At 61.5% G+C, this 12,108-nt stretch carries 15 protein-coding genes; 3 read left to right on the top strand and 12 right to left on the bottom strand.

All coding sequences use genetic code 11. The features are described 5' to 3' along the window. Positions 1-33 precede the first annotated feature (33 nt). The 8 genes from fdx to trmJ form a co-directional block, all read right to left on the bottom strand. Positions 34-372, bottom strand: coding sequence for an ISC system 2Fe-2S type ferredoxin (gene fdx, locus J9885_RS15475; RefSeq protein WP_043759889.1), 339 nt, complete (start codon positions 370-372; stop codon positions 34-36). 1 nt (position 373) lies between these two features. Then, complete coding sequence (gene hscA / locus J9885_RS15470; RefSeq protein WP_210549972.1) at positions 374-2,224, bottom strand: Fe-S protein assembly chaperone HscA; 1,851 nt, start codon at positions 2,222-2,224, stop codon at positions 374-376. Between the two features lie 28 nt (positions 2,225-2,252). Further along, a complete protein-coding gene (gene hscB / locus J9885_RS15465; RefSeq protein ID WP_043759888.1) occupies positions 2,253-2,771 on the bottom strand; it encodes a co-chaperone HscB in 519 nt (172 codons plus the stop codon). A gap of 172 nt (positions 2,772-2,943) precedes the next feature. After that, positions 2,944-3,267, bottom strand: coding sequence for an iron-sulfur cluster assembly protein IscA (iscA, locus tag J9885_RS15460; RefSeq protein ID WP_042076614.1), 324 nt, complete (start codon positions 3,265-3,267; stop codon positions 2,944-2,946). 15 nt (positions 3,268-3,282) lie between these two features. Further along, a complete protein-coding gene (gene iscU, locus J9885_RS15455; protein ID WP_010675059.1) occupies positions 3,283-3,666 on the bottom strand; it encodes a Fe-S cluster assembly scaffold IscU in 384 nt (127 codons plus the stop codon). A 54-nt stretch (positions 3,667-3,720) separates the two neighbouring features. Beyond that, on the bottom strand, positions 3,721-4,935 hold the full coding sequence (locus J9885_RS15450; protein ID WP_043759886.1) for an IscS subfamily cysteine desulfurase: 1,215 nt from the start codon (positions 4,933-4,935) through the stop codon (positions 3,721-3,723). Between the two features lie 52 nt (positions 4,936-4,987). Further along, on the bottom strand, positions 4,988-5,491 hold the full coding sequence (iscR, locus tag J9885_RS15445) for a Fe-S cluster assembly transcriptional regulator IscR (protein ID WP_025327241.1): 504 nt from the start codon (positions 5,489-5,491) through the stop codon (positions 4,988-4,990). Positions 5,492-5,585: 94 nt separating this feature from the next. Beyond that, on the bottom strand, positions 5,586-6,320 hold the full coding sequence (trmJ, locus tag J9885_RS15440) for a tRNA (cytosine(32)/uridine(32)-2'-O)-methyltransferase TrmJ (RefSeq protein ID WP_210549971.1): 735 nt from the start codon (positions 6,318-6,320) through the stop codon (positions 5,586-5,588). A gap of 180 nt (positions 6,321-6,500) precedes the next feature. On the opposite strand from trmJ, the gene J9885_RS15435 reads away from it, so the two are divergent. Continuing rightward, positions 6,501-6,917, top strand: coding sequence for a hypothetical protein (locus J9885_RS15435; RefSeq protein WP_210549970.1), 417 nt, complete (start codon positions 6,501-6,503; stop codon positions 6,915-6,917). On the opposite strand, the gene J9885_RS15430 is transcribed toward J9885_RS15435, so the two are convergent. Then, positions 6,882-7,409 (bottom strand): SCP2 sterol-binding domain-containing protein, encoded by a 528-nt coding sequence (locus J9885_RS15430; protein ID WP_210549969.1) that lies wholly within the window; start codon positions 7,407-7,409, stop codon positions 6,882-6,884. The genes J9885_RS15435 and J9885_RS15430 overlap by 36 nt on opposite strands. A 190-nt stretch (positions 7,410-7,599) precedes the next feature. Here J9885_RS15430 and J9885_RS15425 point away from each other — a divergent pair, with 190 nt between their 5' ends. Together J9885_RS15425 and J9885_RS15420 are read left to right on the top strand one after the other, a co-directional pair. After that, complete coding sequence (locus tag J9885_RS15425; RefSeq protein WP_210549968.1) at positions 7,600-8,595, top strand: peptidase U32 family protein; 996 nt, start codon at positions 7,600-7,602, stop codon at positions 8,593-8,595. Positions 8,596-8,655: 60 nt separating this feature from the next. Next, positions 8,656-9,528 (top strand): U32 family peptidase, encoded by an 873-nt coding sequence (locus J9885_RS15420; protein ID WP_210549967.1) that lies wholly within the window; start codon positions 8,656-8,658, stop codon positions 9,526-9,528. Between the two features lie 133 nt (positions 9,529-9,661). Here J9885_RS15420 and nlpI read toward each other — a convergent pair whose 3' ends face one another. The 3 genes from nlpI to secF all read right to left on the bottom strand — a co-directional run bounded on the left by nlpI (position 9,662) and on the right by secF (position 12,102). Next, positions 9,662-10,594: a lipoprotein NlpI gene (gene nlpI / locus J9885_RS15415; protein WP_280634145.1), complete on the bottom strand. Its 933-nt coding sequence runs from the start codon at positions 10,592-10,594 to the stop codon at positions 9,662-9,664. 90 nt (positions 10,595-10,684) lie between these two features. Beyond that, on the bottom strand, positions 10,685-11,053 hold the full coding sequence (locus tag J9885_RS15410; RefSeq protein WP_043759874.1) for a rhodanese-like domain-containing protein: 369 nt from the start codon (positions 11,051-11,053) through the stop codon (positions 10,685-10,687). A 101-nt stretch (positions 11,054-11,154) separates the two neighbouring features. Further along, positions 11,155-12,102 carry a protein translocase subunit SecF gene (gene secF, locus J9885_RS15405; protein ID WP_043759873.1) on the bottom strand — a complete coding sequence of 316 codons (948 nt, stop codon included), beginning with the start codon at positions 12,100-12,102 and terminating at the stop codon, positions 11,155-11,157. Positions 12,103-12,108: the final 6 nt, after the last annotated feature.

Below are 12,108 nucleotides of genomic sequence, written 5' to 3'. Positions count from 1 at the left end.
CACTCAATTCACTCATGTGTAATTAAGCGGCCATCAGTGGCGTTCGGACGCCAGGTTCAGGGTGTACTTGGGCAGCTCCACCACCAGATCCTCGTCCGCCAGCCTGGCCTGGCAGCTCAGGCGGGATTCAGGCTCCAGCCCCCACGCCTTGTCCAGCATGTCGTCTTCCAGCTCGTCGCTCGGCTCCAGGGAGTCGAACCCTTCCCGCACGATGCAGTGGCAGGTAGTGCAGGCGCAGGACTTCTCGCAGGCGTGCTCGACTTCGATGCCGTTGCGCAGCGCGATGTCCAGTATGGTCTCACCGCTCACGCCTTCGAGGGCGGCGCCCTCCGGACAGAGTTCGGGGTGAGGCAGAATGATCACTTTTGGCATATTACACCTTGTTGACGTTTTGGCCGGTCAGCACCTTGCGAATGGAAGCATCCATGCGACGGGCCGCAAACTCGCCACTGGCAGCATCCGCCGCCTCTATGGCATCTTTGATTTGATTCGTAGTACCAGTGTGGCGCATGGCCAGCAGATGCTGGATGGCCTCATCGATATGCGCGCGTTCGGCAGGGCTCAACAGCGACTCGCCATCGGCAGCCAGGGCAGCATTGAGGCTCTCGACCACGCGATCCGCCTCGACCTGCTGCTCCGCCAGCATGCGGGCGTCCATGTCCTGCTGGGCGTTGACGATGGAGGCGCTCAGCATGCTGAGGATGTCCTCTTCCGCCAGCCCGTAGGAGGGCTTGACCTGGATTTCGGCCTGCACGCCGGAGGATTTCTCCATGGCACTGACCGACAGCAGGCCATCCGCGTCCACCTGGAAGGTGACGCGAATATGGGCCGCCCCCGCCGCCATGGGCGGAATGCCGGTCAGGGTGAAGCGTGCCAGGGAGCGGCAATCCGCCACCAGCTCGCGCTCCCCCTGCACCACATGGATCGCCATCGCGGTCTGGCCATCCTTGAAGGTGGTGAACTCCTGGGCGCGGGCCACCGGTATGGTGGTATTGCGCGGGATCACCTTCTCGGCGAGGCCTCCCATGGTCTCTAACCCTAAGGAGAGCGGGATCACGTCCAGCAGCAACATCTCGGCGTCGGGCTTGTTGCCCACCAGGATATCAGCCTGGATGGCGGCACCGATGGCCACCACCTTGTCGGGGTCGATGCTGGTGAGCGGCGGGCGCTGGAAGAACTCCCCCACCAGCTCGCGCACCAGGGGCACCCTGGTGGAGCCGCCAACCATCACCACTTCCAGCACCTCTTCCTGCTCGAGACCCGCATCGCGCAGGGCGCGGCGGCATGCCAGCAGGGTACGCTTGACCAGGGGGGTGATGAGCGCGTCAAACTGGCTGCGGGTGACCGTACCCTGCCAACCGGCAAAGGCGCAAGGGACTCTGTCGGCATCCGTCAGGCCGTGCTTGACGCTGGCGGCCACGTCCAGCAGTTCGCGCTGGGTGCGGGCGTCGAGCTGACCGGACAACCCGGCTTGCTCTTTGAGCCAGTCGGCCAGCAGGTGATCAAAATCATCCCCCCCGAGGGCGGAGTCGCCACCGGTGGCCATCACTTCAAAGACGCCGCGATGCAGGCGCAGAATGGAGATATCGAAGGTGCCACCGCCGAGATCATAGACGGCGATCACCCCTTCCTGACCGGAGTCGAGGCCATAGGCGATGGCCGCAGCAGTGGGCTCGTTCAGCAGGCGCAGCACGTGCAGACCGGCCAGCCTGGCCGCGTCCTTGGTGCCCTGACGCTGGGCATCGTCGAAATAGGCGGGCACAGTGATGACCACGCCGTCGAGATCTCCCCCGAGGGAAGCGGTGCCGCGCTCGGCCAGGGTCTTCAGGATCTCGGCGGAGACCTGAACCGGATTGACCAGTCCCTGACGGGTCTGAAGCTGGGGCATGCCGTTGTCGGCGGCCACGAATTCATAGGGCTGCTGACGGGTATCGATGTCGGCCAGCGCCTTGCCCATCATCCGCTTGACCGAGACGATGGTGTTGTGGGGATCGAGGGCCGCTTCACGTTTGGCGTCGACCCCGACCCGCACCTGGCCGTCGGTCTGATAGTGCACCACTGAGGGCAGCAGGAAACGCCCCTGCTCGTCGCAGAGGGTATCGGCCTGGCCGCTGCGCACGGCGGCGACCAGGGAGTTGGTGGTGCCGAGATCGATGCCGACGGCCCGTTTATGCTGGTGAGGCGCGGCGCTCTGGCCTGGCTCGGCGATTTGCAGTAATGCCATGGGTAATCACAATTCCTGCGTTAGAGGGTCAAGACTCGAACAGCGAGTCTTCGAATCGTTCCAGCTCCTCGAGGAGCTTGTCGACAAACTTGAGCTTGCGGACGCAATCCGCTGCGGTCAGATCCTCACCCGACGTGAGGGCCTGGGTCAGCCGTTGCATCAGAGACTGGTGATCATGCCTGATTTCTCGGCGAAAATCTTGGACGGCCCCCTCAGGATCCGCATCCCCTTTGAGATCGGCCAGACGTTCGCGCCACTCCAGCTGTTGCATCAGGAAGGCAGGATCTTGCAGCGTCTGCTGTTCGCCGCGGATATCGGTACCGCGCAGGGAGAGCAGATACTCGGCTCGGCGCAGGGGCGCCTTGAGGGTGGTAAAGGCATCGTTGATCTGGGCAGCACGCTGCACCGCAGCCAGCTGCTCCCGCTCGGGGGCGGTGGCAAAACGATCGGGGTGAAAACGGGCTTGCAACTGACGATAGGTGTCAGCCAGCTGGCGAGTATCGAGCTCGAAGCCCTCTGCCAGCCCGAACAGCTCGAAATGATTCATCGTACGTCCTCAGACAATACCGCGGGTACCGCCATCACACTCGTCTTGAACATGGAAGCAGTGGCATGGGGGTCATACCACTGTGTTGATGAGCAAGGCGTCAGACACGAAAGCACTGGCCTTTGACGCTGGCGAGGCTGTTGAGCCGACGATTTCTCGTCAGCTCAATCACCTAGACGCTGAAGCTTTCGCCACAACCGCATTCGCCCTTGGCATTGGGGTTGTTGAACTGGAAACCCTCGTTGAGGCCTTCCTTCACGAAGTCCAGCTCGGTGCCATCCAGGTGGATCAGGCTCTTGGCATCGACGATGATCTTGACGCCTTTTTGCTCGAACACCTGATCCTCGGCGGCCAGCTCATCCACGAACTCGAGCACGTAGGCAAGGCCCGAACAGCCGGTCGTCTTGACACCGAGGCGCAGGCCGATGCCCTTGCCCCGGTTGGTCATGAAGGAGGAAACCCGCGCCGCTGCGGCATCTGTCATGGTTATGGCCATACTGCTCTCCGGACCTTAAAGACCTTTCTTCTGCTTGTAATCGGCGATGGCGGCCTTGATGGCATCCTCCGCCAGAATGGAGCAGTGGATCTTCACCGGCGGCAGCGCCAGCTCTTCGGCGATGTCGGTGTTCTTGATGCCGGCCGCTTCGTCCAGAGTCTTGCCCTTGACCCACTCGGTCACCAGGGAGCTGGAGGCGATGGCAGAACCACAACCGTAGGTCTTGAACTTGGCGTCTTCGATGATGCCGTCATCGCTGATCTTCAGTTGCAGCTTCATGACATCGCCGCAGGCCGGTGCACCGACCATGCCGGTGGCGACGCTGGGGTCGTTCTTGTCAAAACCACCGACGTTGCGGGGATTCTCGTAGTGGTCGATTACTTTTTCACTGTAAGCCATATCTAACTCCTGCTAATTCCGTTGTTCACCAAATACTTGCTCTTGTGGCAAGGATCAGTGATGTGCCCATTCGACCGTGTTCAGATCGACGCCGTCCTTGAACATCTCCCACAGGGGGGACATCTCGCGCAGACGACCGATGGAGTCGCAGATGAGCTTGATTGCGTAGTCGATCTCCTCTTCCGTGGTGAAGCGACCGATGCTGAAACGGATGGAGCTGTGTGCCAGCTCGTCGTTCAGGCCCAGGGCGCGCAGCACGTAGGAGGGTTCCAGGCTGGCAGAGGTACAGGCCGAGCCGGAGGAGACAGCCAGATCTTTCAGCGCCATGATGAGGGATTCCCCTTCCACATAGGCGAAGCTGACGTTCAGGTTACCCGGGACACGGTGGTCCAGATCCCCGTTGATATAGACTTCTTCGATGTTCTTGATGCCGTCCCACAGACGCTGACGCAGGGCCATGATGTGCTGGCTCTCGCTCGCCATCTCTTCCTTGGCGATGCGGAAGGCTTCACCCATGCCGACGATCTGGTGGGTTGCCAGGGTGCCGGAACGCATGCCGCGCTCGTGACCGCCACCGTGCATCTGGGCTTCCAGACGTACTCGCGGCTTGCGGCGCACGTACAGGGCTCCGATCCCCTTGGGACCGTATACCTTGTGGGCAGACATGGAGAGCAGGTCAACCTTCAGGGCTTCCACGTCAACCGGGATCTTGCCCACGCTCTGGACTGCGTCCACGTGCAGCAGGATCTTGCGGGAGCGGCACAGCTCGCCGATGGCGGCGATGTCTTGAACCACGCCGATCTCGTTGTTGACGTGCATGATGCTCACCAGAATGGTGTCATCGCGCAAGGCGCCTTCGATCTGCTCCAGAGTGAACAGGCCGTTGGGCATGGGCTCGAGATAGGTCACCTCGTAGCCTTCACGTTCCAGCTGACGGCAGGTATCCAGAACGGCCTTGTGCTCGGTCTTGGAGGTGATGATGTGCTTGCCCTTGCCGGCGTAGAAGTGGGCGATGCCCTTGATGGCCAGGTTGTTGGACTCGGTCGCGCCGGAGGTGAAGACGATCTCGCGCGGGTCGGCACCGATCAGCTCTGCCACTTGATTACGGGCCAGATCGACCGCCTCTTCGGCCTGCCAGCCGAAACGGTGGGAACGGGAGGCAGGATTGCCAAACAGGCCGTCCATGGTGAGGCACTGCATCATTTTTTCTGCGACACGCGGGTCCACCGGACAGGTTGCCGAATAATCAAGGTAAATAGGCAGTTTCATCTTTTTCTCCGTTACGACGGGGTCACACTGCGACTCGTCGTGGAAAGCACGTTTATAGTTGGACTTTCAAGCTCACATCACCGCGTTCCGCCCGGTCAACCAGGGACAACACGGTCTTCATTTGTTCATCTTGCTTGCCGGCTATGCGGCGCACATCGGCCTGGCCGACCAGCTCCGCCAGGGTGATATCCCCGAGGAAGCTGGAAATACGCTCGCTCAGATCTCGCCACAGGGAGTGGGTCAGACACTGGGTACCGCCGTGGCAGCCCCCCTTGCCGAGGCACTTGGTCGCATCGACCGACTCATCGACCGCGGTGATCACCTGACCTACCGAAATCTCGCCAGGGGCCAGACCGAGGCGATAGCCACCGCCCGGGCCGCGTACGCTGCTCACCAGGCCATGCTTTCGCAGACGGGCAAACAGCTGTTCCAGATAGGACAAGGAGATGCCCTGGCGTTCTGAAATATCAGCGAGGGGAACGGGCCCCTGCTCTGCATGCAACGCCACGTCGAGCATGGCTGTCACTGCGTAACGTCCTTTTGAGGTCAGTCTCATATGCCTTACCGTCTTGCGAACCAATCAATATAAGGCACATGGTCACATACCCGACTAAATCAGTCAAGTATATAGTTGAGTAAATCAGTCGGGATTAATCCTGCGGCCGGGGTTTCTGAACCGAGGTGAGGATGCCGCGCAGGATATTCAGCTCCACCGCCTCCGGTCGAGCCCGATTGAACAGGCGACGCAGCTTGCTCATCACGTGACCGGGGTGATCGTCGGCAATGAATCCCGTCTTTTGCAGCGTCTGCTCCAGATGCTGATAGAACCCCTCCAGTTGCTGCGCGCTGGGATAGGCCACCGGCTCCACGCCCGGTTCTGAGGCCGGCTGTTCCTGCAGCGCCAGCCAGCGCATCCGCACCTCATAGCAGAGGGTCTGCACCGCCATGGCGAGATTGAGCGAGCTGTACTCCGGGTTGGCCGGGATGGCCACATGGTAGTGGCACTTCTGCAGCTCGTCGTTGGTGAGGCCGGTGCGTTCCCGGCCAAAGACCAGGGCGACCGGATGCTGCGCCCCCTCTTGCACAAGCTGGTGGCCCGCCTCGCGGGGATCCAGCATGGGCCAGCTCAGGGTACGGGAGCGGGCACTGCTACCGATGACCAGACCGCAATCGGCGATGGCCTCCTCGAGGGTCGCCACGATGCGGGCATTGGCCAAGACATCGCTGGCGCCGGCCGCCAGGGCGACCGCCTCTTCGTCCGGCAAGGCTTGCGGATCGACCAGCACCAACTGGGTTAACCCCATGGTCTTCATGGCCCGCGCCGCAGACCCCATGTTGCCGGTGTGGGAGGTGTTTACCAAGACGATACGAATCTGATCCAGCATGCCCAGTCAATCTTCAGTCAAAAATGGCGCGCAATTGTAACATAACCAATCGCTATTTTGGCACCGCTTCTGACCTCGCATTTCAGAACTAACGTGATCCTTCGTATAACCAACCGACCTGAGGAGAGGTGCGCCCTCAGACTAGCTTTAAAGGATGAGCCGCCGTCACGGAGCCCGTCCATGCTTCCTCTCTGGATCTACGAGCAACTGCCGCAGCTGTATCTGTTTATGGCCGCCGCCCTGTGGCTCTTCGCCCACTCTCCCCTGCTCTGGCTCGCGGCCGCCCTGTTGTTTGTGGTGGGGACCCTCATCTGGATGATGCGTTCCAACTACCGGCGTACCGATCTCGTGATCTTCCCGGCCAAGCGCTGGCTGCAACCCGAATGGTTCTATGAGGCCCTGCCGTTTCTGTGGCTGGCGCTGGGGCTGATGCTGCTGCGCCTGCCTGAGACCACGCCGCTGCTGGCGCTGCTCCCCTGTTTGTGGGGCTGTCGATGCCTGTGGGCCCGGCGCCTGCACCGCCACCATGCCAGGGGGTTGGCCAAGCAACTGAGACGCAGCTCAACCCACAGACGCGGGAGCCGGCTCCTGCGCTGAGGGCGCGTTGGCTCGGACGCGTTCGATCAGCCTGGCCAGATCCATCAGGGGATACTTCATCAGGGCGGGCAGACCGTCGAGATCCAGGCTGTCCATCAGGTTTTTCACCTCCAGGCCCAGTTCCGTCTTCCCTTCTATATTCAATCTGCGCTGGAAGAAGAGGGAATCCGGATCTTCACGGCGCCCGGCGATCAGGATGAGATCCTGGCTACTGCCGCTGAAGCAGACATCGGGCTGTTCGCACTGACGGGCTACCACCAGCTTCCCGTCACGTTCACTGATAAACCAGCAGAGCCCGAGATCCGTGACCTCGACCTTCAGCCATTTTCCCGCCAGAAATGCAAAATCCCCCTCGTCGATGGCCTCCCCGAATACCTTTGCCAGCAGGGCCTCCATCAGGTTCTGTTGCAAGGCGAAGGGCACCAGCTTGAGGGGGTGGCGCAAGAGACGAGGAGCCTGTTCGACCAGGCGGTGTTGCAGTTGTTGAAGCACGATGAACTCCCAGTTTTTTGCGCATTCAAGCACAGGCCCTTCATCCAGATCCTGTTGAAAATCAAACTTGTGCCCACTTACCTCGAGAAGGGTAAAGCCACGTAAAGCTGCCTCAGGTCAAAAAGTGGGGGCGCGAGCATGCATACAATCGGGCCACTTTTTTGCATTTTGCCCTCTCGGAGCGTACCCGATGGAATTACTCTGCCCGGCAGGCAGCCTGCCGGCACTGAAGACGGCCGTGGACAACGGAGCCGACGCCGTCTATATCGGCTTCAAGGATGACACCAACGCCCGCCATTTTGCCGGCCTCAACTTCACCGACAGCAAGCTGGATAAAGCGGTCGACTACGTGCACCAGCACGGCCGCAAGTTGCACATCGCCATCAACACCTTCGCCCACCCTGGTTCCGATGCCCGCTGGAAGCAGGCGGTCGACAAGGGGGTGGCACTCGGGGCCGATGCCCTGATCATCGCCGATCTCGCCGTGCTCGATTACGCCAGTCGCCGCCACCCCGACATGGAACTTCACGTGTCGGTCCAGGCCAGTGCCACCAACGCCGCCGCCATCCGCTTCTACCAGCAACACTTCAACGTCGGCCGTGTGGTACTGCCGCGGGTGCTCTCCATGCACCAGGTGAAACAGCTGGCCCGCGAAACCGACGTCGGCCTAGAGGTGTTCGCCTTCGGCAGCCTCTGCATCATGGCGGAAGGGCGCTGCTACCTCTCGTCCTACATGACCGGCGAGAGCCCCAATACCGTGGGGGCCTGCTCACCCGCCAAGTTCGTGCGCTGGGAAGAAACCCCCCTCGGCCTCGAGTCGCGGCTCAACGAGGTGCTGATCGATCGCTACGGCCGGGGTGAAAACGCTGGTTACCCGACCCTGTGCAAGGGGCGCTTCGAGGTGGACGGCCAGATCTACCATGCCCTGGAGGAGCCGACCAGCCTCAACACCCTGGGCCTGTTGCCCGAGTTGTGCCAGACCGGCATCCAGTCGGTAAAGATCGAAGGACGCCAGCGCAGTCCTGCCTATGTGGAGCAGGTAACCCGGGTCTGGCGCGCCGCCATCGATGCCTATCAAGCCGACCCCGAAGCCTATCAGGTCAAGGCCGAGTGGGACGCCCAGCTCGCCCGCGTCTCCGAGGGAAGCCAGACCACCCTCGGTGCCTATCATCGCCAGTGGCAGTAAGGAGTCCCCGATGCCCTTCTCTTTTCTCCTCTTCACTTGCGGCAACAAGGAGCGCCACTGATGCAATTCTCTCTCGGGCCCCTGCTCTTCTACTGGCCCAAGGCCGATACCCAGGCCTTCTATGAGGCGGCAGCCCAAAGCCAGGCCGACATCATCTATCTGGGGGAGACGGTGTGCAGCAAGCGCCGCGAACTCAAAGTGGATGACTGGATTGCCCTGGCCCGCCAGGTGGCCGGCTCCGGCAAGCAGGCCGTGCTCTCCACCCTGGCCCTGATCTCGGCGCCGTCGGAGCTCAAGGAGGTCAAGCGGCTGGTCGACAACGGCGATCTCCTGATCGAGGCCAACGATCTGGGCACGGTTCAACTTGCCCGCGAGGGCGGCCTCCCCTTTGTCTGCGGCCCCGCCATCAACGCCTACAACGCCGACGTGCTGCGCATGCTGCTCAGAAGCGGGATGCAACGCTGGGTGATGCCGGTGGAGCTGTCCCGCGACTGGCTGGTACAGCTTGTCCAGGATCTGGGCAAGGAGCGCCAGCAGTTCGAGGTGGAGGTCTTCGCCTATGGTCATCTGCCCCTCGCCTACTCGGCGCGCTGCTTCACCGCCCGCTCCCTGGACAAGCCCAAGGACAACTGTGAGCTCGCCTGCATCCACTACCCCACCGGACGGCTGGCCAACAGCCGCGAGGGGCAGAAGGTGTTCAACCTCAACGGCATCCAGACCCAGTCCGGCTACTGCTACAACCTGGGCAACGAGCTTGCGGGCATGGCGGGACTGGTGGACGTGGTGCGTCTCTCCCCCCAGGGGCCGGACACCCTGGACATGCTGGCACGCTTCAAGGCCAATGCGCAGGGGCAGGCCCCCCTGCCCCTCCAGCAGGAGCGGGACTGCAACGGCTACTGGCGCCAGATCCCGGGCATGAGCCTGGTGGAATAACGAAGAGAAGCGCACAGCAGGGAGACCATCATGATCCCCTCCCTGCTCCCTGCCCGAGCCGGGCAGAAACCCCATATCGCAGACAGCAAAAAGGCCTCGCAATGAGGCCTTTTTCACAGGGGCGACAGACGCATCACGCCTTGCCGTTCTTGCCCTGGGCTCCCGGCGGCAGGGGTTTGCGCGCCATCAGCTCCAGCTCCAGCAAGGAGTAGCGATGCTCGATGAAGTCATAGACGTTGTTCGCCAGCGCCAGCTTGAAGTAGCTGATGGCCTCCTTGCGGTTGCCCTTGGCCAGCTCGAACTTGCCGAGATAGAAGTAGGTTTCGCACAGGCGCTCGGCGAGCTCCCGGTTGTCCTTCACCCCTTTCACCACGTTGGTCATCAGCTGGGTGGCATTGATCTCGCCGGTGTAGAGGCGAACCAGATCCCAGTTCCAGGCATCGTCGTCATACTTGTTGAGCCGCTCGCGCATCCGGCTCATGGCCGCCGGCCCGTTGAGCTTCTGCTCGGCCAGATAGAGCCAGAGCACCCGGTAAGGGTCTTCCGGTTGCGCCTCGTAGAAGCGCTTCATATCGGCCGTGGCGAGCTCGGGACGGTTGCCGTAATAGAGGGCAATCCCCCGATTGAGATAGGCATAGTCGTAATCCGGGGCCAGCTCCAGCGCCGAATCGAAGGCCTCATAGGCCTCGTCATAGTTCTGCTGCTGAACCAGATAGACACCGATGAAGTTGTAAGCCTCGGCAAAGTCGGGCTTCTCCCGCAGGGCGCGGTTGAAGTCGAGCCGTGCGAGGGAGCGCAAGCCAACCCGGTCAAACACCACGGCACGCTCGTAGAAGAGTTCTGCCCGCTGTTCGGTCGTCAATTCCATTTCACTGAGCATCTGCCCGAGTCGCGCCAGCGCCAACTCGCTCTGGTAGGAGACCTGCAAAGGGGTCGCCAATACCAGTGAAGCGGGTTGCGGCTTGGGAACTTGAGGCGTTTGTACCTGACTGCTACTGCTGCATCCCCACATGGGGAGCAACAACAGGATACCCGTGAGGTATCCAATCCCTATCCTGACGTTCAATGAACACTCCGACGCTTACGCTTGACCCCGCATATGGTAAAGATCACGGGGCCGTTTGTCATGTGGCGCAACCCCTATCCCTCAAATAAATCAGGATTCGACAGGGTATCCGGCCTCACTCCAACCACGAAAGCCTCCATCGACACTGACGACGTGGGAATACCCCATCTTCTGCAGGTTGTCCGCCACCAGGATGGAGCGAAATCCGCCACCACAATAGAGGTAGAGCTCGGTCGTCGGATCGGGATAGCGGGTCTCGATGTCCCGCTCTATCACCCCACGCCCCAGGTAGGTGGCGCCTGGCAGATGGCCCTTGGCCCATTCGCTCTCCTCGCGCACGTCGACCAGGTGAAAATCCCGGCCTTCATCCTGCCAGCGCTTGATCTGGTGAACGTCGGTTTCCTGCACCTGCGGACGAATGGCCTCGACCAGGGCCAGAAAACGGGGGTTATGTTGCATTGGCTTGCTCCTTGCGTTGGGTAATCGGAGATGGGTGTGTGGGAAGCATCATGACTCACCCGGCCCACAAGAGAAAGGGCGCCTTGCGGCGCCCTTGTCTGTTACGGCAGGATCTCTTGTTGATCCGCTCCCTCTTTTTCCACCTGGGTCGGCAGCATGTGCTCACGCTTGACCCCGAGGAACATGGCAGAGGCGCTCGCCACATAGATGGAGGAGTAGGTCCCGAAGGCCACCCCGATCACCATGGCGATGGCAAAGCCGTGGATGAGCGGCCCGCCCTTGAGCAGCAGCGCCACCACCACCACGAAGGTCAACCCCGAGGTGATGATGGTCCGGCTCAGGGTCTCGGTCATGGAGAGATCCATGATCTCCGCGGTATCCCCACGGCGCACCTTGCGGAAGTTCTCCCGCACGCGGTCGAACACGACGATGGTGTCGTTCAGGGAGTACCCCACCAGCGTCATCAGCGCCGCCAGCACGGTCAGATCGAACTCGTACTGGAAGTAGGCAAAGATGCCGAGGGTGATGATCACGTCGTGAGCCAGGGAGAGGATACCCCCGGTGGCCAGACGCCACTCGAAGCGCACCGCCACGTAGATCAGGATACAGAGGATGGAGGCCAGCATGGCCAGGGCACCGTCTGTCGCCAGCTCGTCACCCACGGAGGGGCCGACGAACTCGACGCGCTTGAGCACGGCACTCTCGTCGATCAGCTTGGCTGCCGCCAGCACCTCATTGCCCTGCTGTTCCACCTTGACCCCCTCTTTCGGGGTCATGCGCACCAGCACGTCGCGGCTGGAGCCGAAGAACTGCAGGGTTGCCCCTTCAATCTTCTGCTGATCCAGCGCCTCGTGCATCTTGTCCAGGCTCACCGACTGCTCGAACCCCACCTCGATGGTGGTGCCACCGGTGAAGTCCAGTCCCCAGTTCAGGCCGCGGTCGTACAGAACGTAGAGAGCGAACACCGTCACCAGCGCGGAGAGGACCATCCCCAGCTTGGCGAAGCGCATGAAGGGGATGGGCTTTTCAAAATGTAGAATTTGAAACATGTCTCT

The organism is Aeromonas sp. SrichE-2G, from assembly GCF_017939565.1.
Lineage (GTDB): Bacteria > Pseudomonadota > Gammaproteobacteria > Enterobacterales > Aeromonadaceae > Aeromonas > Aeromonas taiwanensis.
This window is presented reverse-complemented; position numbering and strand designations above follow the sequence as displayed.

What these genes read in the sequence shown, in the direction of transcription:
- fdx (WP_043759889.1), bottom strand. Translation starts at nt 372, where the DNA reads ATGCCAAAAGTGATCATTCTGCCTCACCCCGAACTCTGTCCGGAGGGC.
- hscA (WP_210549972.1), bottom strand. Translation starts at nt 2,224, where the DNA reads ATGGCATTACTGCAAATCGCCGAGCCAGGCCAGAGCGCCGCGCCTCAC.
- hscB (WP_043759888.1), bottom strand. Translation starts at nt 2,771, where the DNA reads ATGAATCATTTCGAGCTGTTCGGGCTGGCAGAGGGCTTCGAGCTCGAT.
- iscA (WP_042076614.1), bottom strand. Translation starts at nt 3,267, where the DNA reads ATGGCCATAACCATGACAGATGCCGCAGCGGCGCGGGTTTCCTCCTTC.
- iscU (WP_010675059.1), bottom strand. Translation starts at nt 3,666, where the DNA reads ATGGCTTACAGTGAAAAAGTAATCGACCACTACGAGAATCCCCGCAAC.
- J9885_RS15450 (WP_043759886.1), bottom strand. Translation starts at nt 4,935, where the DNA reads ATGAAACTGCCTATTTACCTTGATTATTCGGCAACCTGTCCGGTGGAC.
- iscR (WP_025327241.1), bottom strand. Translation starts at nt 5,491, where the DNA reads ATGAGACTGACCTCAAAAGGACGTTACGCAGTGACAGCCATGCTCGAC.
- trmJ (WP_210549971.1), bottom strand. Translation starts at nt 6,320, where the DNA reads ATGCTGGATCAGATTCGTATCGTCTTGGTAAACACCTCCCACACCGGC.
- J9885_RS15435 (WP_210549970.1), top strand. Translation starts at nt 6,501, where the DNA reads ATGCTTCCTCTCTGGATCTACGAGCAACTGCCGCAGCTGTATCTGTTT.
- J9885_RS15425 (WP_210549968.1), top strand. Translation starts at nt 7,600, where the DNA reads ATGGAATTACTCTGCCCGGCAGGCAGCCTGCCGGCACTGAAGACGGCC.
- J9885_RS15420 (WP_210549967.1), top strand. Translation starts at nt 8,656, where the DNA reads ATGCAATTCTCTCTCGGGCCCCTGCTCTTCTACTGGCCCAAGGCCGAT.
- J9885_RS15410 (WP_043759874.1), bottom strand. Translation starts at nt 11,053, where the DNA reads ATGCAACATAACCCCCGTTTTCTGGCCCTGGTCGAGGCCATTCGTCCG.
- secF (WP_043759873.1), bottom strand. Translation starts at nt 12,102, where the DNA reads ATGTTTCAAATTCTACATTTTGAAAAGCCCATCCCCTTCATGCGCTTC.